The sequence below is a fragment of the Krasilnikovia sp. MM14-A1259 genome, assembly GCF_047159535.1.
Lineage (GTDB): Bacteria > Actinomycetota > Actinomycetes > Mycobacteriales > Micromonosporaceae > Actinoplanes.
In genome coordinates this window covers 6797608-6817784 of record NZ_BAAGAJ010000002.1, presented here as the reverse complement: position 1 = coordinate 6817784, position 20177 = coordinate 6797608, and the positions used below count along the sequence as shown (strand labels likewise).

Here is a 20177-nt window from a genome sequence, read left to right as displayed (position 1 = left end):
CGGCACACCACGTCAGCCTTGGCGGATCATCACCGGCGCGGGGAACCGAGTCCCGCCGAGACGGCCCTGGTCAGCGACGCGTTGGCGTCGTCGCCGTCGAGGGACCACACCATCGCGCCGCCGAGACCGGCGCCCCGGATGTACGCGGTCTTCTGCAGGATCTGCGCGGGATCGTCGTACGTCCAGAACGTGGTGCCGTCGAACAGCCACGAGTTCCCGGCGCGCCAGTCCCGGTACACCCGGAAGCCGTTGCCCGGCAGCGCCTTCAGCGTCTTGTAGTCCTCGGTGCCGGCCGCGAAGACGCCGGGCGCGGGCCCGGTCGCGGGCTGGAAGCGCCCGTCGCCGCCGCCGGTGACCCCGGTCCAGCCCTGGCCGTAGTACGGGATGCCGAGTACGAGGTCGCGCCGGTGCGCCCCGGCCGCCACCCACGCGTCGATCGCGTTCTGGGCGGAGAAGTCGGGGTTGTCCGGGGCTTCGGCGGGGACGCGCAGCGACGACTGCTGGTTGGTACGGGGTTCCCAGGAGCCGTGGAAGTCGTAGCCCTGGACCGTACCGAAGTCCAGGTATTTGAAGATCTTGCCGCCCTCGAACCCGGCGGTGATCTTCGCCGGGGCGGCGGGCAGGAACGCGCTGAGGTCGTAGTGCCGGTGGGCGGCCCGGCCGAGCCGGTCGAGCTGGGCCCGGAACTCGGCGGCCAGCAGCGTGAAGTTCTGCTTGTCGTCGGGCCGGATCACGTTGCCCGCATTGCCTTCCGAGGCGGGCCACTCCCAGTCGAGGTCGACGCCGTCGAAGATTCCGGCGGCCACCCCGGCGGCGAGGCCGGGCAGGTTGCCCTTGAGCCACAGGTCGACGCAGGACGCCACGAAGCGCTGCCGGTTCGGCGCGGTTGCCGCGGCGTCCGAGAAGTACGTGGAGCCAGACCACCCGCCGAGCGAGATGAGCACGCGCAACCCGGGGTGTTTGGCCTTCAGCTCGGCGAGCTGGTGGAGGTTGCCGGCCAGCGGCTGGCCGGGCGCGTCGGCGACGCCGTCGACGCTTGCGTCGGCCGGGAACGAGGTGCCCCAGTCCGCCCACGGGTCGGCTGAGGCGCACAGGCCGTCCGCGGTGACCGTGCCGAACGCGTAGTTGAGGTGGGTGAGGCGGGCTGCGGCGCCGGACGCGTCGACCTTGCTGAGCTGGAAGTTGCGGCCGTAGATGCTCCACTGGGTGAAGTACCCGACCGTGCGGTACGCCTGCCTGCCGTGCGCCTGCGCCGCGACCGGGGTGGCCGCGCCTGCGACGAGGCAGGCGGCGGTCACGGCGACGAGGCGGCGGAAGTATCCGCTCATGAGCCCTCCAGGGCGGGGAGAATCAGGAATAGGCAACAAAGTTTCCTGATCGATGAAGTTAATCCTCCCCGGAGAACCGGTCAATACGCGTCAGCGCAGGTGAGCGGTCTCGTTGACCGACCGTACCGCAATGCCGCCGTCGGGCCAGGTGTCCACCACGGACACCCCGGCCGCGTCCAGGAACAACCGGTGCAGGAACGCGTCGCCCGCGGCCAGCGCGTCGCGCAGGATGAGCTTGATCGGCGAGACGTGCGAGACCACCACGACCGCCGACGACGGGTACGCCTGCAGCAGGGTCGCCACCGCACCACGGACGCGCTTCGCGACCGCCTGGAACGACTCCCCGCCCGGCGGGGCGACACTGGTCGACTTCAGCCACGCGGCCAGCTCACCCGGCCAGCGCTGCTGCACCTCGGCGAACGTCAGCCCCTCCCACTCGCCGAAGTCGCACTCGATCAGGTCGGGCAGCACACTCACGGTGGCCCCGCCCAGCTCGGCAGCAATCAGCTCCGCGGTGCGCACGCACCGGGCCAGCGGCGAGCACACGACCGCGGCCACGTCCCGGCTGATGCCCGCGACCCGCCCGCCCGCGGCCATGGCCTGGGCCTCCCCCTCGTCGGTCAGCGGCACGTCACCCCGGCCCGAGTAGCGGCCCTGCGCGGTCAGCGGCGTCTCGCCGTGGCGTACCAGGATCAGCCGGGTCGCGTCGTCGAGCGACGGCGGCGCCCACGACGCCGTGGGCGCCGGCTCGTCGGCCTGCGGCCCGGCGTCCCGGGCCGACCCGGCGTTGCGGGCCGGTTCGACCACCCGGACCGGGTCGACGTCGCGGACCGGCTTGCCCGCGGCCTCGTCCATCGCCCGGTTGGCCAGCGCGTCCGCGGCGCGGTTGCGATCCCGCGGAATCCACTCGAACGTCACCTCGTCGAACCGGCTCACCAGCCCGGCCGCCTCGGCGGCGAGCGGGCGCAGGCCCGGGTTCTTGATCTGCCAGCGGCCGGACATCTGCTCGACGACCAGCTTGGAGTCCATCCGTACGGCGACGTGCGTGGCGCCCAGCTCGGCGGCGGCACGCAGGCCGGCGATCAGGCCGGAGTACTCGGCCACGTTGTTCGTCGCGACGCCCAGCGCCCCGGAACGCTCCAGCAGAATCTCGTCCGTCGCGGTCTCCCGCACGACCGCGCCGAAACCGGCCGGCCCGGGGTTGCCCCGGGCACCACCGTCCGCCTCGACGACGACCCGCAGGCTCACAGGCCCGATTCCGACGTACGGACCATGATGCGGCGGCACTCCTCGCACCGCACCACGTCGTCGGCCGGTGCAGCCTTCACCCGGGCCAGGTCGGCGCCGTACAGCTCGATGCGGCAGCCGCCACACCGGCCCGAACGCATCAGCGCCGCGCCCAGGCCCGAATCCTCGCGGATCTTGTCGTACAGGGAGATTAGGTCGGCGGGCAGGTCCGCCGCGAGCGGGCCGCGCGCCGAGGACTTGAACTCCTGCTCCTTGGCGATCTCCGCGTACGCCTCGTCGCGGCGCCGCTCCGCCGCCGTGCGGCGCTCGGTCGCCTCGGTGAGCCGCTGCAACACCCCGTTGCGGGTCTGCTCGGCGGCCTCGCGCTGCTCCATCAGCTCCAGCTCGGCGTCCTCCAGCTCGGACTGGCGCCGGTTGAGCGTGGCCAGCTCGTGCTGCAGGCCCTCGATCTCGCGCAACGCACCACCGGCGTCGAGGCGCTGCTGGTCGCGGTCCTTGCGCACCCGGACCTGCTCGATGTCCTTCTCGTACCGGGAGATGTCCCGGTCCAGGTCGTCGACCGCGACCTGCGCGCGGACGCGCTCGTCCTCCAGCGCGGACAGCTCGCGGGCGACCGCGTCGATCTCGGCGAGCTCGGGCAGCGTGCGCTTGCGGTGGGCGAGCTGGGCCAGGGCGGTGTCGATGGCTTGCAGGTCGAGCAGGCGACGCTGGGCGTCCGGGGCGGCCTTCACGTACGGGACTCCTTTTCCGTTCGGCTGACCGCGTGAACGGTCCAGGGGTCGGTGTCGAGGTCGGACACGACCGTGTCCACCCCGAGGTCGGTGCGCAGCCAGGCGGCCACCTCGTCGAGCCACGGCCGTTCGCCGGCCCAGTGGGCGACGTCGAGCAACGCGGGTCCGCCCCCGGCGAGGTGCTCGCTCGCGGGGTGGTGGCGCAGGTCGGCGCACAGGTACGCGTCGACGCCCGCGGCCGTGGCGGCACTCAGGAAGCCGTCGCCCGCGCCGCCGCACACCGCGACCGTACGGATCAGGCGCTCCGGATCGCCGGCCGCGCGGACCCCGGCGGCAGTCGGCGGCAGGCGGCGCGCGGCGAACGCCGCGAACTGGGCGAGCGTGACCGGCGTCGCCGTCTCGCCGATGCGCCCGATGCCCCGGCCCTCGCCGGCCGCCGCGCCCTCCGCGGGCACCAGGGGACGCAGAGCCGTCAGGTCGAGCCGGGCGGCCAGGGCGTCCGAGACGCCCGGATTCGCCACATCGGCGTTGGTGTGTGCCACGTACAGGGCCACGTCGGCCTTGATCAGCCGGTGCACGATGCGGCCCTTGTACGTGTCCGGGGCGAGCGAGGACACCCCCCGCAGCAGCAGCGGGTGGTGCGCCACGATCAGGCCGGCGCCGACCTCGACGGCCTGCTCGACCGTCTCGGGTACGCAGTCGACGACGCAGAGCACGCGGCGCACCGCGGCCTCGAACTCGCCCAGCACCAGCCCGACCCGGTCCCACTGCTCGGCCCAGGCAGGTGGATACCGCCGGTCGAGGGCGGCCACCACCTCCCGGACGGTGGGTGCAGGGTCGGTCGTCACGGGCGCTAACTCTATCTGGCTACGACAGCGCCCCCGGTTCGACTCGGCTGTCACTGGCGAACGGGTTGCTGACCGCCTGCAATGCGCGCCGCCACGGGAACTGGCCGCGGAACCGGTCGGTCTGGCCCGGGCCGCCCAGGCGCATGACGTCGTCGCCGTACAGCACCCGGACACCCCAGTCGCGCAGCTTGGCGAGACTTTCGTGCAGCGACGGGTGCAGAGCCATCACCTTGTTCGTGTACGGGACCACCACCGTGGGCACGCCGAAGCCGTACCCCTCGACGAGCAGGCCGAGCACGAGCGTGTCCGTGATGCCGGCCGCCCACTTGTTGACCGTGTTCACGGTCGCCGGCGCGACGATCATGGCGTCCGCCGGCGGGAGCACGTCATGGTCGCCGGGGTTCTTGTAGTAGGTACGTACCGGATGTCCGGTCTGCGCCTGCAACGCCGCCACGTCGACGAACTTGCGCCCGTCCGGCGTGGTGATCACACACACTTCCCAGCCGTCCCGCTGGGCGAGGTCGACGAGGACGCCGACGTCGCGGGCGATGGGTGAGCCGCAGACCAGCACGTACAGCACCCCGGACGAGGATTCCCCGATCACCGAGAGACCCACCTCATACGCCCACTCCCATCTGTTCGGCCAGCTCCGCGATGGATGCCGGCGGGGTGCCCCGGGTACGCCGGAGCACGTCCGAAAGAACCTCGTGCGCCAGCGGGCGGCACCGGATCTCGGACGGCGCCAGGCGGTCCCCCTCCAGCAACATCTCACTGGCCTTCTCGACGTCGCCGATCTGGGTGTAGCCCCGCGCGATGTCGAGGAAATGATGCGCCCGCCGCTCGGGCAGCATCGCGGCGAAGGACTCCGGGTCGAGCTTCTCGTGCGTCTCGATGGCCTTGCCACCCTCGCCCAGCTCCACCGCGGCCGCGGCCCGGTGCAGCTCCACATTGGTCGGGCCGAAGCACGTCCAGTAGTAGTTGTAGTCACCGCCGAGCGCCGTCGCGGCCTGCTCCGCCCCGCTGACCAGGTCACGGACCGTGGCGTGGTCACCGATCCGGGCCGCCGCCATCGCGCCGGTGAGCAGCAACAACCCGTACACCGACAGGCGTTCCGGGCTCATCGTCTCCTGCGTGGGCGCGAGCCGGTTGGCGATGTTGACATTGACCTCCAGCGCGGACCGCACCCGGCCCAGCGACAGCAGGGCCATGCCGACCCGGTGACTGGCCATGCCCGCGAGCAACTGGTCACCGGCGCGCTGCGACACCGCGATCGACCGGTCCGCGGCCAGCCAGGAAAGCTCGTGCTCGCCGACCTTGCGCAGCGCGGACGACGCGATCTGATACACCTGCCCGAGCAGGTGGGCGGCGTCGCGGGCGTCCGGCCCGGTCGCGTACGCGCTGTCCGCGGCCTGCGCGTCGCGCAGCAGCTGCGGCAGCTTGCGGGCCAGCACGCCGTACTTGGCATGCTGGTAGGTCAGCCAGGCATGGCTGACCGCCTTGCGCATCTCCGACAACGGCGGTGAATGCGGCACCGCCTGGAAGAACGCGCTCATCTGGTCGTAGCGCTCCAGCGCCGCGCGGATCTCCTCGACCTCGACCTGGTCGATGCAGTTCTGTGTCTCCGGACGCCGCTCCACGTCCTTGCCCAGCAACAGCTGAACATCCACCTGGAGCACGTCGGCGATTTCGTACACGACCGAGAACTTGTCGAGTCGGCGGACCCCCCGCTCCACCTTGTCGACCCAGCTCTTGGACTTGCCCAACCGGTCCGCGAAGACCTGCTGGGACATCTTGCGTCGGCCGCGCCAATAGGCGACGCGGCGGCCGATCGGCAGCTCGTCCACGGTGCCTCCCCAACTCATCCGGCGACCCCTGCCGGTGAGCAAACCGGTGTGTCGTCTGCAGTGTGGATCCCACCCGCCCGCGCTGGTCGCACAGGGTGTGTGATCGTCTGCTCACCGCTGCTCGTAGTTTCTCATGCAACTTGCAAAGGGTGAATCTGCTCGAACCAACGATGCGTGTCGCGCTTGGTGACGGCACAACCGCCTGCTATAGCGGCGGCGAGTCGGAGAATCGGGGTTTTCGAACCATGCAGTGGAGCAAGCGGCAACCTTTCGTCCCGGTACGTGTCGCTGAGCGGCTCGGTGTGGAGCGTCGGCGGTTGCGTCGCGCCGCCCGGCGCTACGCAGCGCAAGGCTGGGCGGTGACGCCCGGTGCCTGCCTGACCGGCGACCGGTTCTCCTGTGGCCGGGCCGGCTGCCCGATCATGGGCTGCCACCCGGCACTGGAGTCCTGGGAGGACGATGCCAGCACCGACCGGGCCCGGGTGACCGACTGGTGGCGGCACCGGCCGTACACCGTGCTGCTCGCCACCGGCACGACGTTCGACGTCGTCGACGTGCCCGCCGCGCTGGGGTTGCGGGCACTCGGCGCCGCCCGGTTGCACGCGGGCGTCCTCGGCCGCGAACACGCGGACGGCCGCGGCCCGGTCGCGGTCACCCCGGCGGGCCGCTGGATGTTCTTCGTCCAGCCCGGCACACCGCTGCGGCCGGAACTGGACGCCTGCCTCGACGTCGTACGCCACGGCCGGGGGTCGTGGGTGCCCGCGGCGCCGAGCCGCATGCCGGAGGGGCCCGTCCACTGGGCGGTCGCCCCCGACGAGATCCATTGGAGACTGCCCGCCGCGGACGCCGTGCAGACCATGCTGTGCGACGCACTGGCGGCCCTCGGGCGCCGCGCCGACCCGGCACGCCGCCTGCACGGAACCCGGCAGATCCTGACCGTCCCCCGGCAACTGTCCACCTCGCGCCGTGCGGGCTGAGGCGCGCGCCGGGGCCTGTGCGCCGCGGTGAGGAATCCGGCCGCCCGCACCGCTGAACGCCCCGCCCGACACCCGCTCGTCAGGGCGGCCGGGGGACGGTTCGGGGGCATGAGCGGGGGCACACATGACGCTCACAACGTATCGACATCCACATGCAGGGTCGAGTCACTCGATGGAATGAAAGAACTCCGCCTAAATGGACGGTGGCGTCCGGCGGGACGACGGCGCTAGAAGGCGGCCAGTTCGCGATATGCCTTGACCACGGCCGCCGTACGCTCGGCCAGCTCGGGCCCGGCCTCGGCCGGTGCGGCGGCACCCACCGCGGCCAGCCGGCTGATCGCCATCTCGGCGTCCCGGGCGGTCCGGCCGATCTCCTGCTCACGCAGCAAGGTCTCCCCCGCGTGCGCGGCCGCGGCGATGCCGCGCAGCATCCGGTTCGCGGTCAGGCCGGTCTCGCGCCACAACTCCTCCACCCGCGTACGCTGCGCGGCGAGCGCCTCCGCGGCCGGGCTGTCGGCCGGCAGCTCCTGGCGTGCGGCCTCGATCAGTTCGTCACGCAGCGCGCGGATCTGCTGCCGGCGGGCCAGCAGCGCGGCAAGCTGTTCCAGGGCCCGGGTCAGGGTGTGGTCGGCCTCCGCCGGGTCGATCATGCCGCGCAGCGCGGGCCAGGTCCGGCGGATCCGGTGGGACACCGCGACCGCCCGCTCGTAGGCGATCCGCTCCTCGCGGGCCCGCAGCACGTGGCCGTCGTCGCCGCGCGGCGACGCGAGCACGCCGGGGCGGGCCGCCCGAGCCTGCGCCCAGCCGACCAGCACGACCACGGAGGCGGAGACCAGCGCCGGGACCAGCCATGGCAGCCCGAACGCGTTCAGCACGACACAGCAGATCAAAAGCCCGAGACCGAGCTGCCAGACGATCGCGACCCGGCTCTCCCGGCTGCGGCCACTCGGCGCCGCCGGCACGACCTCGAGCACCAGTCCAGCCCGGGAACGGTGGGCACGGCCGGTGCGCATACGCAGCCGATGCGGCGACACGACGACCTTCTCGGCGTCGATCCCGATGTGCAACTCAGCCTCGACCTGAGTCATTGGTGCCCCCCTTGACCGTGGGCGGGCCCGGACGCCGAGGGGGTGCGACCGGGGCCCGCCCACCTGCGGCTCGCACCGCAGGCGCCATTCGAATCGGGCACGCAGGCCGATACTTGAGCCGGTGTGGGGTGCATCCCGGGTGCGAGCTGCGCAGGGCCGTTCTCCCCATCGACTCCGGCCGCTACCCTTCCCCGCATGGACGGGGTGGATGTGGTGCTGCGCAAATACGACGGCCGCCCGCACCGGCGGGTCACCACGATCCACCTGGGCGAGGACCGGCACGGCACCTGGCTGGGCACCCCGACGGGCACGATCGTGCACTACAGCTACGGCGGCAAGCCCTCGGCCCCGACGCAGCAGAACGCGGTCCGGCTCGTCCCCCGCGACCAGTGGTGGTGTGCGGTGTTCTTCGCCGCGCCCAGCCGCCGGGACGTGTACTGCGACATCACCGCACCGGCCCGCTGGAGCGGCCCCTCCGAGGTGACCCTCATCGATCTCGACCTGGACCTCGTCCGGTACCGCGACGGCACGGTCGAGCTGGACGACGCGGACGAGTTCGCCGCGAACACGGCCGTGTTCGGCTACCCGGCCGACGTCGTCGCGCAGGCGCGGGCCGCGGCGACCGGCCTGCACGCCGACCTGACCGACGGCGCCGAGCCGTTCGGCAGCACGTACCGGGACTGGCTGGGGCTGCTGTGACCGAGGTCGAGGTGTCGTTCACCAAGTACGACGGACGTCCGCACCGCCGGACGGTCGAGCGCCTGCCCGGCGAGGACGAGTTCGCGGTGCACCGCGACCGGTACGGCTACCCGCCGGAAATGATCGCGCAGGCCACCGCCGCGGCCCACCGGCTGCACCGCGAGATCGGCGCGGGGGCGGAGCCGTTCGCCACGCGCTACCGCGACCGGCTCAGCCGGGTCTGACGCCGGAGCCGAGCAGCGCTGCCGTGGGCAACGCGAGCATCCCGCCGCTCAGGTAAGGGGCCGCCACCCGGTCGTACGCGGCGCGCACCCGGGCCACCTCGTCGCCGCGCAGCCGCTCCAACAGCAGGCCGAACGTGGTGATCCCGGCGGCCGGACCGGCCCACCACTCGTCCGGGTCGACCCGGTGCGTCCAGGTGACGGTCTGCACCTCGACCCGGGTGAGTCCCGCGCCGGTCAGCAGCGCGCCGAGGCCGTCCGCCGTACGCGGGAAGTCCCGGGCCGGGTCGAGGCGGGGCAGGTCCGCGGGGGCGGCCAGCCCGGAGGCCGCGTACGCCTCGCCCCACAGCCGCTGCAGCGGCGGCTGCGGGTACGGCCAGATCGTCACCGCGATCCGGCCGCCGGGGGCGACCACCCGCGCCAGCTCGCGGGTGGCCGCGGAAGGGTCGCCCACGTGGTTGAGCACGAAGTTGGCGGCCGCCGCGCCGAACGTGCTCGTGCGCAACGGCAGGTCGGGCAGTGCGCCCACGTACCCGTCCACGGCCGGGACGGCGCGCCGGGCGCTCGCGATCATGGCGGGGTCGGCGTCCAGCGCGGTGACGCGGGCGCCGCGGGCCACGGCCAGCGCCGCCAGCGTTCCGGGCCCGGTGCCGACGTCGACCAGCGCGGTGCCGTCGTGCACGTCCGCGGCGTCCAGCACCCGGGCCGCCGGGTGGGCGCACAGGCGGGCGAAGCTGCGGACGTACGCATCTGCTCGCCCGGCCCAGCGCTCGCGCTCGTGCCGGTCGAAGGCCGCGGTCGTCTCGCTCGGATCCACGGCCGCACGCTAGCGACCTGCGGCAACCGCGTCGGGCCCGGGGTCAGCCCGCCCGCTCCGGGACGGGTTCCATGGCGCGGATGCCGCGGCTCACGGTGGCGGCGATCGCCGCCCCGGCCATGGTCAGGGAGAACACGATGACCGCGGCCGTGCTGCCCCAGCCCGCGATCAGTACGCCCGCCAGCAGCGGCGCCGCCGCGGACGCCGACGTCGCCGCGAAGAAGATCACGCTGACCACCCGGCCCTGCAGGCGGTCCGGGGTGATCGCCGCCTGGTGGCCGAACAGGGCCGCGTTGCACGCCGGTCCGAGGAACACCGCGAGCGCGACCGGCACCGCCGCGGCGACGCTGGTGGTGAGCAACGCGCACGTCGACATCAGCGCAGCCGCGAGCCAGCAGATGCCCCGGATCAGTACGGGCAACCGCATGCGCCGTTGCAGCGCGGGCGCGGCGAACGCCCCGAGCAGGCCGCCTGCCGCGACGACCGCCTGCACCGTGCCGATCAGCGCGGGCGCGACTCCGTGCCGCTGCAGCGTCACGATGATCGTGAAGATGATCGCGTCGATCGCCAGGTTGAGCGGGGCGGCGATGAGCAGGATGGCGCGCAGGAACGGGTTGGCGTACACGAACCGCAGCCCCTCGGCCATGGCCGCCGCGTGCCCGCCGCGCGTGTGGTCGCGCGTCTCCTGCAGGGGTTTGCGCAGCAGCAGCACCCCGCCGAGCGAGGCCAGGTGGGTGACCGCGTTGCCGAAGAACGGCAACGCCCGGCCCAGCCCGAACAGCAGCCCGCCCAGCGGCGGCCCGGCCAGCGACGTCGCGTACGTGCGGGCCTCGTTGCGGGCGACCGCGGCGGGTAGCTGGGTGCCGGGCACGAGGTTGCGCAGCGCGGACTGCTCTGCGGTGCGGAAGATCGACGAACTCACCGTGCCGATCACGGCCACCGCCACGACCACGCCGAGCGGTGTCCCGCCCCGCAGCACCGCGAGGCCGAGCAGGAGGAACGCGACCAGGCTGACCACGTCGCAGGCGAGCATCGCGCGGCGGCGGTCGATCCGGTCGACCAGCACGCCCGCGGGCAGCCGGCAGGCGAGGCCCGCGACGAGACCGATCGTGCCGACCAGCCCGGCCTGCACCGGCGAATGGGTGAGCGACAGGACCAGCAACGGGACGGCGAGGGCAGCGGTGGCGGTGCCCAGGTCCGACAAGGACTGACTGATCCAGAGAAGGGCGAATTCGCGGTTGCGCCACAGATTCTGCGGTGCGTCCGTCATGTCTAGACTCTCCCGGTGGCCCGCGCACCGGGTCAAGCACGCATCGACGTTAAGCGATGCTACCGTGACGCCGTGTTCACGTCTGCCCGGAGGATAGGGTCGGCGGCATGCACGAGGTCACCTCGCACGACGAGATCCGGGAGCTGCTGGGCGCGCCGATTCCACGGGTGGCCCACAAGGCACGTCCCAAGCTGCACGAGTACGACCGGCAGTGGCTCGCCGCCTCCCCGTTCTGCCTGGTAGCCACGGCGGACGCCCAGGGCCGCTGCGACGTCTCCCCCAAGGGCGATCCGGCCGGGTTCGCACTGGTGCTGGACGACACGACGATCGCGCTGCCGGAGCGGCCGGGCAACCGCCGCGCCGACGGCTTCCACAACGTCATCGACAACCCGCACGTGGGCCTGATCTTCATCGTCCCCGGCCGCAGCGACACGTTGCGGATCAACGGGCGGGCGCGCCTGGTCCGCGACGCCGAGTTCTTCGACGAGATGCGGGTCAAGGGCCACCGCCCGGTGCTCGCCCTGCTGGTCGAGATCGAAGAGGTCTTCTACCACTGCTCGAAGGCATTCCTGCGGTCGGAGCTGTGGCGCCCGGAGACGTGGCGTCCCGGCGACGTGCCCAGCCGCGCCCGGATCGCCCAGGCGGTGGAGCGCCCCGAGGACGACCTGGCCGAGCTGGAGCGCTACTACGGCCCCTCGTACACCGACGGCCTCTACCGCTGAGGCCCCTGGTGGGGGCGCATCACCTGCGCGGCGTGGCGTGACATGCCGCCGGGGTCGCCGTGCCCGGGAGGTCGCGTGACAGCGTTTGGGCCGCCCGTCGAGCGTCCGGCGGCAGCGGCCGGCCGCGGTCGGGCATACTGGGGCCACCATGCAGCCCGCAGCCGGCCCGGTGTCCGTCGCACGATGACCGCGCAATCCGCCGATCTCACCGTGGGGACCGAGCCCGACCTGGCCCGGGGTCTGATCGTGTTGTGCCCCTCGGGCCGGTGGACGGCGCGCAGCCAGACCCTCTTCGTGCAGGCGCTGAACCACGCGTTCAACGAGCAGCCCCGCGCGGTCGTCGTCGACCTCGCGCACCTGGACATCGCCGCCGAGATCGACGTCGCGACGCTGGTCGAGCTGCATGCGGGGGCGGGCCGGCGGCCGGGCCTGCTGCTGCTGTGGGCCCACCCGAGCCCGGCACTGGCACTGCGGCTCGGATGGCTGGTGCAGACCCGCTCGCTGTACTGGAGCGTCGAGGAGGCGGTCGCGCACGCGCTGCGCAACCCGGGCGGCATGGTCACCCCGCCGTGGGTCTGCGAACGGTACGCGGCGACCCCGGACGCCACCGCCGCCAGCCGCCGTCTCGTGGCGCGCGCCTGCCACCAGTGGGACGTACTCGACGCCATCGACGACGCCCAGCTCGTCGTCAGCGAGCTGACCGCGAACGCGGTCGAGCACGGCCGGGGCGACGTGATCGTCTCGGTGGACCTGCGCGACGGCAACCTGACCATCGCGGTCCGGGACGAGAATCCGGCGCCACCCGCCCCGCGCGAAGCCGACCCGGACCGGCATCCGCTGCGCGACCGGGGCCGCGGCTTGGTGATCATCGAGCGGGTGTCGACCGGCTGGGGTTCGTTGCCCCGGCACCCGCTGGGCAAGACCGTGTGGGCGACGCTGGCCGGCCGTGGCACCGGTAGCCCGGGGGCCTGAATCCCTGGCGCCGGGCTCGCCCGGTAGGCAGCATGAAGGGAACTGCCCCAGTTCCGCGGAGGTTCGCCATGACCGACACGGCCGTCCCGCAGACCGACTGCGACGAGTACGAGTACGACGAGGCGCACGACGCCGACGGCCGCACCCCGCGCGCCGTCACCCCGCCCCCGCCGCTGCGGATGCCCGCGGGCATGCACGTCACCGACATCGGCGGCGACTACGGGTACGACTGCGCCCACGACCTGGGCTGAACCGGTTCCGCCCGCCTCGGAATGTCCCGCCGGATCCTTGCCGGTTCCTTGAAGACCGATTGAGCCTGGGTTGACCTTCGCCGCCGACCTTTGACGTCGACAGCACCGGTTGGCGCTCAGAGCTCCGGTCGAAGGAAGGAACTTCTGATGCAGCGTGGCGGAATGCGCATGATGGCGGCGGCCGCGACCGTCGTCGCTGGTATCGGCCTCAGCACCGGCGTGATGTGGCAGGCCTCCAGCGCAGCGTTCACGGCGTCGACCAACAACGCCGCGGACTCCTGGAACGCCGGCACCGTCGCCCTCAGCGACGACGACTCCGGCTCGGCCATGTTCTCGGCGAACCTCCTGCGCCCGGGCTCCACCGGCGAGAAGTGCATCAAGCTGACCTACAACGGCAGCCTGTCGGGCAACGTCAAGCTGTACAGCTCGGCTGTGTCCGGGGCGCTGGCACCGTACATCGACCTGGTGATCGAGGAGGGCACGGGCGGCGACTTCGGCAGCTGCACCGGCTTCGCCGCCGCGGGCGGCCCGACCTACACCGGCACGCTGGCCTCGTTCGGCACCACCAAGACCGACTTCACCTCGGGCGTGGGCACGTTCGCGCCGACCGGCGCCGGCCAGATCCGGACCTACCACATCTCGTACACCGTGAACGCCTCGACGCCGGACAGCGCCCAGGGCGCCACCGCCAGCGCGACGTTCAACTGGCAAGCGGCGAGCTGACCATGACCGCCACCACCGCGCCGCTGTCGACCCGGAAGCTTCCGGGCGGCCCCGACTCCGCAACCCGGGGCCGCCCGGCAATCGACGCCGTGGCGAAGCTGCCGTCCGCGATCGGGGACCAGCAGGCCCCCGAGTCCGCAACGGGGCCGACGCTGCGCTGGTCCCTGCCGGTACTGCGGTTGGTGGCAATCGGCCTGCTGGCCGCCGGCGCGGCGGTCCTCGCGTGGACCATCATGCCGCTGGCCTGGGGCTGGACCCCCGCGGTGATCGTCAGCGGGTCGATGAGCCCGCGCGTGCACCGCGGCGACGTGGTGATCAGCTCCCCGCCGGGACCGGACTGGCACCCCGCGGTGGGCCAGGTGGTGACGGTCCCGGACCAGGTGCACCGCGGCAACACTCTCACGCACCGCATCGTCGGCTTCGACGAGCACGGCCTGCTGCTGACCCGCGGCGACGCCAACGGCAGCAACGACCCGTTCCGTACGGCGCCGGAGAACGTGCACGGCATCGGTCGGCTGCTGGTGCCCCGGATCGGGCTGGCCACGCTGGAGATGCGCGAGGGGCGCCCGGCGATGTTCGTGCTGCAGGCGCTCACGGTCCTCACCGCGCTCGGGCTGGTGCTGCGACTGCCCGCACACCCGGACAACCCGGCCGAGTCGGAGGCGTCCCCGCAGGAGCCGGCCGCGCAGGAGCCGGCCGCGCAGGAGCCGGCCGAGCCGAAGGCGGCCCCGCAGGTCCCGGCCAAGCCGAAAGCGGCCCCGGCTGAGGCGGAACCGCAGGCCCGGCCGGTGCCGAAGCGGCCCGTCAACAGCGGGTCGGCGCTGAAGCACCCGGGCAAGGCGCAGCCGAAGCGGAACCGCAAACCCGGCCGCGGCGGCAGCGTCGCCCGGCGCGTGCGCTGATCGAGAACGCTCAAGTCCGGCGCGCCCCTGCCGACGTAGACCCGGAGGGAGGACCGATGGCTGCCGCATGGAGGGCTCGCCGCGGACAGCGCCCGGCTGCGCGGCGCGGTCGCGCTGCCGTCGGCCTGCGTGCCGGAATCGCGCTGCTCGCGGTGCTGTGCCTAGCCGGGCTGGGGCTGCTGCCCACGAGCCTGGCCGCCTTTTCGGCCACCGCGTCCGGCCCGGCCTCGTCGTTCACGGCCCGCGCCACGTTCGGCCTCACCCAGACCGCGTCCCCGCAGTGCTTCAGCGACGACGGATCCGCGGGCTGCACCATGGCCACCGGCATCGTCGAGGGCCAGGCCGTGGCGGTCAGCCCGGACGGCAAGAACGTGTACGCCGGCTCCTCCACCAGCAACGCGGTGGCCGAATTCTCCCGCAACACCACCACCGGGTCGCTCACCCAGTTGACCACCACCAACAACAAATGCGTCAGTAACGCCGGCATCACCGGGTGCACAACCGTGACCGGGGCCCTCAACGGCGTCTACGACGTCGTGGTCAGCCCGGACGGCAAGAACCTCTACGCGGTGGCCTCCCGCAGCTCCACGGTGGCGGCGTTCAACCGCGACACCAGCACCGGCGCCCTGACCCCGCTGGCGAACCCGAACCGCTGCCTGTACGACACCGGCGCCACCAACGTGCCGAACTGCAGCTCGGCCCGCGGCATCGGCGGCGCCGACGGGGTGGCGATCAGCCCGGACGGGGCGTTCGTCTACGTGTCCTCGTACTCCACCAACTCGGTGGCCGCGTTCGCCCGCGACTCCGCCACCGGCGTGCTGACCCAGCTGTCCGGAACGGCCGGGTGCACCAGCGCCACGGGTGCCAACGGCTGCGCCACCGGCTACGGCCTGGGCCAGCCGTACTTCATGCGCATGACGCCCGACGGCACCAGCCTGTACGTCGCGTCGTACGCCAGCTACTCGGTCGCAGTGTTCCAGCGCAACCCGACCACGGGTGTGCTCACCCAGCCGGGCGGCTCGAACGCCTGCATGAACGATGTCAGCAAGGGCGCTGTCACCGGCTGCACGACGGCCTCCGGCCTGTACGGCGCGTACAACGTGGCGATCGCGCCCAACGGCCGCACGGTGTACGTGATGGGGTACGACCATGACACGGTCGCCATCTTCACCCGCAACACCACCACGGGTGTGCTCACCCAGGCCGCGAGCGTGTGCCTGTACCTGTCCGGCGGGACCACCGTGGCCGGGTGCAGCAGCGCCCGGGCCATCAACGGGCCGACCGGGATGACGTTCAGCGCGGACGGCCTGTTCGCGTTCGTCTCGGCGTACGGCAGCAACGGGGTCGCCGCGTTCCGGCACGACAACGCCACCGGGGCGCTCACCCAGCTGACCGGGACGTCGGGCTGCATCTCGGTCAACACGTCCGGCTGCTCCGCGGGTTCCGGCCTGCGCCTGGCCAACAACATCACGACCAGCCCGGACGGCCGCGACGTCTACGTCACGGGCGGCAACACCCAGGGCAACGGGGCCGGTTACGTGGCCTCCCTGAACCTCACCCACTGAGACGTTGCTCGATGAGCCGGATACCCGACCCATCGAAGGACATGCCGACGCCTGCGGGATACTCGTACCGATCTGTCCGATACGGTTCAGCACCGGGGGGACTGGGTGCGTATCCACCTGTTGGGCCCGTTCGAGGTGCGGGCCGGCGACATGGCGGTGGCACTCGGCGGCCCGAAGCCCAGCGGCCTGTTGGCGTTGCTCGCGCTGCAGCCCGGGCGGGCGGTGTCGACCGACCGGATCGTGGACGCACTGTGGGGCGATGACCCGCCCGCCGGCGTCCGTAACCAGGTCCAGGTGTACGTGTCCGGGCTGCGCAGGGCTCTCGCCGACCACGGCGGCGGCCCGGTGCTGCTCACGCGGCCCGGCGGCTACCAGCTCGACCTGCCCGCAGGCGCTCGGGACGTCGACGACTTCGACGACGCCGTGTCCGGCGCGGAACGGGCCCTGGCGAACGGGCAGCCGGAAGAGGCGTCCGCCCGCCTGCACGAAGCCCTGGCGCTGTGGCATGGCAGCCCGTTGCGCGGGCTGGACCTGCCGTTCGTTGCGGCGGCCGCGGCCGAGCTGGCGGAGTCACACCTCGCCGCCCGGCAACGGTGCATCGACGTCGACCTTCGTCTGGGGCGGCACCCCGAACTCCTGCCGCTGCTGACCGCGCTGGTGGCCGAGGACCCGCTGCACGAGGGGTTTCGGCTGCGCATCATGCTGGCGCTCTACCAGGCCGGGCGCCCGGCCGAGGCGCTGGCCGCGTACCGCGAGGGGCGACGTGCCCTGGTTGCGGAGCTGGGCATCGAGCCCGGCGCTGCGCTACGCGCGATGGAGGAGGCGATCCTGTCCGGGATGCCGCCGTCCCATCTGACCGAGCGCGTTCTCGACCCCGCACCACGCGGGCGACCCCGGCCGCCGCGGCAGTTGCCGCCCGACGTGCCGTGGCTCGTCGGCCGCGAGCCCGAACTGGCCGGGGCGGCTGCGGCGTTGGCCGGCACGGGCCCGTCGGTCACCCTGGTGACCGGCCAACCGGGGGCCGGCAAGACGGCGTTCGCCGTGCACGTCGGCCACCGTGTCGAGGGCAGGTACCCCGACGGGCAGCTCTTCGCCGAGTTACGCGGTGCCCATCCGCAACCGGCCAGCCCGTACGACGTGCTCGGCTCGTTCCTGCGGGTCCTCGGCGTGCCCCCGCCGGCGGTCCCGCAGGGGCTCGACGAACGGGTGGTGGCCTACCGTACGTTGACGGCCCGCCGCCGCGTGCTGGTGCTGCTGGACGACGCCGCCGACGAGGGCCAGGTGCGGCCGCTGCTGCCCTCCGGGGCCGCCTGCGGCGTACTGGTGACCAGCCGCGATTGTCTGGCCGGCCTCACCGGGCACCGGACTCCCCTGGGCATGCTGACGCGCGACCAGGCTCTCGCCTTGCTCGGCAGCGGCGTCGGCGCCCACCGGGTGGCGGCCGAGCCCGACTCCGCCGAGGCCATCATCGCCATCTGCGGCCGGCTGCCACTGGCGGTGCGCATCGCCGCGGCCCGGCTCGTCGCCCGTCCGAACTGGCGGCTCGCCCGGCTCGCGCAGCGGCTCCGTGACCAGCGTGGCCGGCTCGACGAGTTGGCGGCCGGAGACCTTGCCGTGCGCGCCAGCCTCGGCCTGAGCTACCAGGGCCTGGACGGGCGGCGGGCGGCGGCGTTCCGGGCACTGGGCCTGCTGGACGTCGAGAGCTTCCCGGCATGGGTGGCCGCCGCGCTGCTCGGGATCGAGGTGGACGTGGCCGAACGGGCGGTGGAAAGCCTCGTCGACGTGCACCTGCTGGAGGCCGTGGGCGAGTCGCGTTACCAGTTTCACGACCTCGTCCGTCTGTACGCGCGGGAGCGGGCCGAGCAGGAGGACAGCGCCGCGGTGCGCGACGCGGCGGTGCGCCGGGTCGGATCCGCGTACCTGGACCTCGCGAGCCGGTGCGGCGGGGACCTCGGCAGCGACTTCCTGGGCCTGGTCGACTACTCGTGCCGCGGCTGGGTATTGCCGGACGACGCCGCGACCACCCTGATCGGTGACCCGCTGGCCTGGTTCGACGGCGAGCGCGCGGCCGTCGGCTCCGTCGTGGACCAGGCGATCGAGCACGGCGCGCACGAACTGGCCGGCGAGCTGGCTGCCTCGCTCGCCCGGCTGTTCGAGGCGCGGAGCTGTTTCGACGACTGGCGGCGTACCCACGAACGGGCCCTGGCCGCCGTGCGGCTGCACGGCGGCCGCAACACCATCACCGCCGCGCTGCTGCGGAACCTGGGTGAGCTGCACACCATCCAGGACCGGTACGACCTCGCCGCGGCCTCCTTCGAGGAAGCGCTGGCCGAGGCGGCAGGCGAGCCGGCGTACCGCGCGGCCGCGCTCGCCGGGCTCGGCTATGTGTGCCGCCTGCTGGGGCGGTACGACCGCGCCTTGTCCTGCTTCGAGCAGGGCCGGTTGCTCGCCGAGGACCTGGGCAACCCGCGCGGCGTCGTCTATGCCGTCAACGGATGCGGCGCCGTGTACATGGAACGCGGGGCCCTCCCTGTCGCCCGGTTGTGCTTCGAGGAGGCTTTGGCCCGCAGCACCGCCATCGACTACCTCCCGGGCGTGGCCACCGCGCTGCGCTGCCTCGGCCACGTACATCGCGTCAGCGGGGAGGCGGGCGCGGCGGCCGGCTACTACGAGCGGGCCCGAGGCGTCGCCCAGCAGCTCGACAACGTCCTGTTCGACGCGCACGCCGCCGAATGGCTCGGCGACGTCTGGCTCGACCAGGGCCGGCAGGACGAGGCGCAGCGGCTGCTGGCGTGGTGTCTGTCGGTGTTCCGGTCCGCGGGGAACCGCTTCGGCGAGGCCTCGACGCTGCGCACCCTCGCGCGAGCCCACCTGGCCGGCGGGCGGCTCGGCCAGGCGCGGCAGTGCGCGCTGACCGCCCTGACCACCTGGCGGCGAATCCAGTCACCGTACTGGTGTGCCGATACTTTGGACGTGCTCGCCCAGGTGCACGACCACGGCGGCGACCGCGGCGCGGCCGCTCAGGCGCGGCAGGAAGCGCAGACCTTGCGAACCGGATGCGGTATCAACACACACGGCCCGGTCGGGAATCAACCGACGGTCCTTTTCTGAACCTGCGGGCGCGGGCGGGCCCGGCCTTCGAGCCGGGCCCGCCGTCGCCCCCGTGTCGCATGTCCTGTCGAGCGCTTCGGTGAACGGGCTCAGCCGTTCGCCAGGGCTCTCAGCCGGTCCGCGTCGCCGTTGAACTTGTCCTGGTCGCCGGGGAACGTGCCGGACGAGGCCCACTGGTGGAACGTGTAGACGGACCAGCCGTGCGGGAGGGGGCTCGCCGTGCCGTTGTAGTTCGCAATCCACAGTGGACTGTTACGAGCGAAGCCTGCGTAGTTGCCGGTGCAGCTCGTCCACCAGTCGGTGGTCGTGTAGATCACCGCCCAGCGACCGGTGCGGGTGTGGTACTGGCTGATGAACGACGAAAGCCAGCTGACCATGGCGGATTGGCTCAGTCCGTAGCAGCGGGCGCCGTACGGGTTGTATTCGATGTCGAGGGCACCGGGCAGCGTACGGCCGTCGCGCGACCAACCTCCGCCGTGACCGACGAAGTAGTCGGCTTGGGTGCGACCGGAGGACTTGTCGGGCAGGGCGAAGTGGTAGGCGCCGCGGATGAGTCCGACCCGGTAGGAGCCGTTGTACTGCTGCGCAAAGGTGGGGCTCACATAGCTGGTGCCTTCGGTGGCCTTCACATAGGCGAAGGCGGCGCCGTTTGCCTTGACCGCGTCCCAGTTGACGTTCCCCTGGTAGGAGGAGACGTCCAGGCCCTTCAACGACGCCACCGCGCTGGCGGCAGTGATGTTTCCCGGGTACGCGGCGACCGTGGCGAGCAGGGCCAGTCCTGCGGTGACGACGGCACGGCGGAGGTGCTGAAACACTCGGGTTTCCTTTCCGGTAGGGGAATCGTCGGCGTCAGAGGCGGC

General features: G+C 72.7%; 20 protein-coding genes. 10 read left to right on the top strand and 10 right to left on the bottom strand.

The window, feature by feature from the left end:
- Positions 1–29: 29 nt before the first annotated feature.
- The 6 genes from ACMCNK_RS31075 to ACMCNK_RS31050 all read right to left on the bottom strand — a co-directional run bounded on the left by ACMCNK_RS31075 (position 30) and on the right by ACMCNK_RS31050 (position 5999).
- Positions 30–1328 carry a glycoside hydrolase family 18 protein gene (locus ACMCNK_RS31075; protein ID WP_412739890.1) on the bottom strand — a complete coding sequence of 433 codons (1299 nt, stop codon included), beginning with the start codon at positions 1326–1328 and terminating at the stop codon, positions 30–32.
- A 90-nt stretch (positions 1329–1418) separates the two neighbouring features.
- Entirely contained in the window at positions 1419–2576 is a 1158-nt protein-coding gene (locus ACMCNK_RS31070; protein WP_412739889.1) for a bifunctional RNase H/acid phosphatase, read from the bottom strand.
- The gene (locus tag ACMCNK_RS31065) at positions 2573–3307 is read right to left on the bottom strand and encodes a zinc ribbon domain-containing protein (RefSeq protein ID WP_412739888.1); all 735 of its coding nucleotides are present in this window, start codon (positions 3305–3307) and stop codon (positions 2573–2575) included. Before ACMCNK_RS31065 ends, ACMCNK_RS31070 begins: the two co-directional genes overlap by 4 nt.
- A complete protein-coding gene (locus tag ACMCNK_RS31060; RefSeq protein ID WP_412739887.1) occupies positions 3304–4155 on the bottom strand; it encodes a Nif3-like dinuclear metal center hexameric protein in 852 nt (283 codons plus the stop codon). Before ACMCNK_RS31060 ends, ACMCNK_RS31065 begins: the two co-directional genes overlap by 4 nt.
- A gap of 19 nt (positions 4156–4174) precedes the next feature.
- Entirely contained in the window at positions 4175–4759 is a 585-nt protein-coding gene (locus tag ACMCNK_RS31055; RefSeq protein WP_412739886.1) for a flavoprotein, read from the bottom strand.
- A 13-nt stretch (positions 4760–4772) separates the two neighbouring features.
- The gene (locus ACMCNK_RS31050) at positions 4773–5999 is read right to left on the bottom strand and encodes a helix-turn-helix domain-containing protein (protein WP_412739885.1); all 1227 of its coding nucleotides are present in this window, start codon (positions 5997–5999) and stop codon (positions 4773–4775) included.
- A gap of 245 nt (positions 6000–6244) precedes the next feature.
- On the opposite strand from ACMCNK_RS31050, the gene ACMCNK_RS31045 reads away from it, so the two are divergent.
- Positions 6245–6976 carry a bifunctional DNA primase/polymerase gene (locus tag ACMCNK_RS31045; protein WP_412739884.1) on the top strand — a complete coding sequence of 244 codons (732 nt, stop codon included), beginning with the start codon at positions 6245–6247 and terminating at the stop codon, positions 6974–6976.
- A gap of 227 nt (positions 6977–7203) precedes the next feature.
- Here the strand turns inward: ACMCNK_RS31045 and ACMCNK_RS31040 are convergent, their stop codons facing one another.
- A complete protein-coding gene (locus tag ACMCNK_RS31040) occupies positions 7204–8064 on the bottom strand; it encodes a hypothetical protein (RefSeq protein WP_412739883.1) in 861 nt (286 codons plus the stop codon).
- Between the two features lie 195 nt (positions 8065–8259).
- Between ACMCNK_RS31040 and ACMCNK_RS31035 the strand changes: the two genes are divergently transcribed.
- The gene (locus ACMCNK_RS31035) at positions 8260–8763 is read left to right on the top strand and encodes a DUF402 domain-containing protein (protein WP_412739882.1); all 504 of its coding nucleotides are present in this window, start codon (positions 8260–8262) and stop codon (positions 8761–8763) included.
- Positions 8760–8987 carry a hypothetical protein gene (locus ACMCNK_RS31030; RefSeq protein ID WP_412739881.1) on the top strand — a complete coding sequence of 76 codons (228 nt, stop codon included), beginning with the start codon at positions 8760–8762 and terminating at the stop codon, positions 8985–8987. The genes ACMCNK_RS31035 and ACMCNK_RS31030 overlap by 4 nt, the downstream gene beginning before the upstream one ends.
- On the opposite strand, the gene ACMCNK_RS31025 is transcribed toward ACMCNK_RS31030, so the two are convergent.
- A complete protein-coding gene (locus ACMCNK_RS31025; RefSeq protein WP_412739880.1) occupies positions 8974–9801 on the bottom strand; it encodes a class I SAM-dependent methyltransferase in 828 nt (275 codons plus the stop codon). The two genes, ACMCNK_RS31030 and ACMCNK_RS31025, sit on opposite strands and share 14 nt — an antisense overlap.
- 43 nt (positions 9802–9844) lie before the next feature.
- Positions 9845–11071 (bottom strand): MFS transporter, encoded by a 1227-nt coding sequence (locus ACMCNK_RS31020; protein WP_412739879.1) that lies wholly within the window; start codon positions 11069–11071, stop codon positions 9845–9847.
- Between the two features lie 107 nt (positions 11072–11178).
- Here ACMCNK_RS31020 and ACMCNK_RS31015 point away from each other — a divergent pair, with 107 nt between their 5' ends.
- The 7 genes from ACMCNK_RS31015 (at position 11179) to ACMCNK_RS30985 (ending at position 19317) form a co-directional block, all read left to right on the top strand.
- Positions 11179–11793, top strand: a complete 615-nt coding sequence (locus ACMCNK_RS31015) for a pyridoxamine 5'-phosphate oxidase family protein (protein WP_412739878.1) — start codon at positions 11179–11181, stop codon at positions 11791–11793.
- A 183-nt stretch (positions 11794–11976) separates the two neighbouring features.
- On the top strand, positions 11977–12765 hold the full coding sequence (locus tag ACMCNK_RS31010; protein ID WP_412739877.1) for an ATP-binding protein: 789 nt from the start codon (positions 11977–11979) through the stop codon (positions 12763–12765).
- A 68-nt stretch (positions 12766–12833) separates the two neighbouring features.
- Positions 12834–13016: a hypothetical protein gene (locus ACMCNK_RS31005; RefSeq protein ID WP_412739876.1), complete on the top strand. Its 183-nt coding sequence runs from the start codon at positions 12834–12836 to the stop codon at positions 13014–13016.
- A 147-nt stretch (positions 13017–13163) separates the two neighbouring features.
- Positions 13164–13739: a hypothetical protein gene (locus ACMCNK_RS31000; protein WP_412739875.1), complete on the top strand. Its 576-nt coding sequence runs from the start codon at positions 13164–13166 to the stop codon at positions 13737–13739.
- A gap of 2 nt (positions 13740–13741) precedes the next feature.
- A complete protein-coding gene (locus ACMCNK_RS30995) occupies positions 13742–14641 on the top strand; it encodes a hypothetical protein (protein WP_412739874.1) in 900 nt (299 codons plus the stop codon).
- A gap of 56 nt (positions 14642–14697) precedes the next feature.
- Positions 14698–16206 (top strand): lactonase family protein, encoded by a 1509-nt coding sequence (locus tag ACMCNK_RS30990; RefSeq protein WP_412739873.1) that lies wholly within the window; start codon positions 14698–14700, stop codon positions 16204–16206.
- Positions 16207–16311: 105 nt separating this feature from the next.
- Positions 16312–19317, top strand: a complete 3006-nt coding sequence (locus ACMCNK_RS30985; protein WP_412739872.1) for a BTAD domain-containing putative transcriptional regulator — start codon at positions 16312–16314, stop codon at positions 19315–19317.
- 89 nt (positions 19318–19406) lie between these two features.
- Here ACMCNK_RS30985 and ACMCNK_RS30980 read toward each other — a convergent pair whose 3' ends face one another.
- Entirely contained in the window at positions 19407–20132 is a 726-nt protein-coding gene (locus tag ACMCNK_RS30980) for a lysozyme (RefSeq protein WP_412739871.1), read from the bottom strand.
- Between the last annotated feature and the right edge of the window lie 45 nt (positions 20133–20177).